Annotated in this window: 4 protein-coding genes; 1 reads left to right on the top strand and 3 read right to left on the bottom strand. The window is 58.9% G+C overall.

The window, feature by feature from the left end; genetic code table 11:
* Positions 1–668, bottom strand: a 668-nt coding sequence (locus J3456_RS19360) for a hypothetical protein (RefSeq protein ID WP_349581887.1), incomplete at its 3' end; no start/stop codon positions are given.
* Between the two features lie 157 nt (positions 669–825).
* Here J3456_RS19360 and J3456_RS19355 point away from each other — a divergent pair.
* On the top strand, positions 826–1,014 hold the full coding sequence (locus J3456_RS19355) for a hypothetical protein (RefSeq protein ID WP_349581886.1): 189 nt from the start codon (positions 826–828) through the stop codon (positions 1,012–1,014).
* Positions 1,015–1,198: 184 nt separating this feature from the next.
* Here J3456_RS19355 and J3456_RS19350 read toward each other — a convergent pair whose 3' ends face one another.
* Together J3456_RS19350 and J3456_RS19345 are read right to left on the bottom strand one after the other, a co-directional pair.
* Positions 1,199–1,450, bottom strand: coding sequence for a hypothetical protein (locus J3456_RS19350; RefSeq protein WP_349581884.1), 252 nt, complete (start codon positions 1,448–1,450; stop codon positions 1,199–1,201).
* Positions 1,447–1,893: a DUF5681 domain-containing protein gene (locus J3456_RS19345; protein WP_349581882.1), complete on the bottom strand. Its 447-nt coding sequence runs from the start codon at positions 1,891–1,893 to the stop codon at positions 1,447–1,449. The genes J3456_RS19350 and J3456_RS19345 overlap by 4 nt, the downstream gene beginning before the upstream one ends.
* Positions 1,894–2,005: the final 112 nt, after the last annotated feature.

Here is a 2,005-nt window from a genome sequence, read left to right as displayed (position 1 = left end):
GCGATGCGGTCTTGTCGATCCGCTGTCATGTTGGGGAACATGGCCCCCAAGATTCCAGACGCTTTTTCAGGTTGGTATTCGTTCATGATATGCCTCGAAAGGTTGTCGCGCTCAGCACCGCCCATGACAGCGGGGGTGCCGCCGCTCGCGGGATAAGCGCTCGGTGTCTTGCCGATTGCTGCCATGGCGTCATTCGCGATGGCTTTGTCTTCATTTGGGTTGTGGATATGCCCCGGTTGACCGTGGGCTGCTTCGCGCAGCCAGCCGGGTGCGTTTGTGCCCTTGCCGCCTGCACCCCATACGGCTTCCGGGCCAAAGCCGATGTGCATAGAACCCGGCTGCATATAGCCGTCGCCCGCGCCGAACCCCGTCACGCCGTTGGCCTTCGCTCGGCTCACGATTTGTTGGAACAGCGGCTGGTCGTCCGGATTGCTCCAATCCAGTTTGCGCCCGTCTTTGTAAAAGAACGCATCGGCAGCGTTGCCATGATCGTGGCGCGTTGAACCGGTGCGTGAGCCGCCTGACCCTTTAGGAGCCTGACCACCGGAGAAAACCTCCATTGTCACGCCCAAGTCGGGCAAGAATGCCAGCGCTTCAAGCAGCCCTCCAGATAGGGGCTTATTGCGTATTGCGCCTTGGTTCTGGTAGCGCAGCCAATCAACTTCCATATCAAGCCTGCCCCTTCGGTTTGGCCCCGGCCATGTTGCCTAAGACGGAGAACAAGCCTCCGCCTGCAAAGGCCTGCCCCGACCGGCCCGCACCTCCGCCATCAAACATATCTCCAAGGCCGTTATAGTCCCTGAGACGGGGACGACCGGTCTGAGAATGATGCCTCGGCCTGAAGCCTTGCCCGAACATCTGTCCAAAGCTGGTTGGCTGGCTGTCGCCGCGCAGTTGCGCCAATACTTGCTGCATATGCTGCGCCCGTTGCTGTTCGGCCCACTGCTGGCGGTAATCACTCTCGGCGCGCATGTGGTTACCAAAGGTGCTGAGAATGCCCCCTCCAGTGAATGACGGCCCTTCGGCACCAACGCCGCCGCCGTTGATCATATCAGTAAAGTTTTTGTATCTCGCCTGTTCCATTCGCCTACCTCTTTTCGTCCATTTCTCTGCCTTGCCTCACCCATCTAAGGGGATCAAAACTGCTTGCTGAATCTTACCATAATTCGCCACCAAACCCCAATAAAATAAGGCTATATTACTCACTAAAGTCGATGCTGGCACCCGCCTCTGCGGCAACCAAGACACACCTGATTTTGAACTCCTCGTCGGTTTCGTTTTCCAACCGACTGGCGGACCAACCTCGGCCAAATGCGGAGGCGATATGCGGCTCACCCTCGCCCTCGCGAGCAGGTTGATAGATACTATGCCAAATGTAGACGTTCTCGCCGTGCGCGCTGTCCTTGCGCTCTAGCTCGGCTACGCGGTTCTGTTGCTTCTGAGATGTCATTTGCTTGTCTCCAATGCCGTGATCCGGCGTTCAATTTCTGTGGTTTCCAAAGTGCGCCGGAACTGCTCGACCACTGCCATGACAGACGCGGCCTCCAGCGGGGTCACCTCGCCATCGGCGATAGCCTTGAGGATGGCCCGTCCGGCCTTGGCAGCATCCTCTGCCGTTTCGATGTTCGGCAGGTCGAATGAAACCGGGGCATCCTTGCGAGCAGGCGCAATGCGGTCGAGGCAAAGGCGTAGAGCCGTCACATCGCCTTCCAGCGCCTTATCGATGGCTGCTTGGGTCAATGCCTCCTGCTGGCCCTCCAGCATCGCCTCAATAGCCTGTGTGACCTTGTGGCGCGCGCCTCGTGGCCTGCCGGGATTGCCGGGGGCAAATGTACCGTCCGGATTGCGCTCATCCGTTTTCGCGCCGTTGTTACGGTCGCCGCTCTTGCTCATATCGCATGCCCTTTCTGAGAATGTTTTTGCTGCTGAGACAGGTCGGTTTGCGTCACCACCTCGCGTGAACCAACTGAGCGCGTGACCACCCCCTCCCCCCCTTTAGGGGGAG

It is taken from the genome of Sulfitobacter sp. NFXS29 (genome assembly GCF_040148765.1).
Lineage (GTDB): Bacteria > Pseudomonadota > Alphaproteobacteria > Rhodobacterales > Rhodobacteraceae > Sulfitobacter.
The sequence above is the reverse complement of the archived record's forward strand: the minus strand, read 5'-3'. Positions and strand labels throughout refer to the sequence as shown.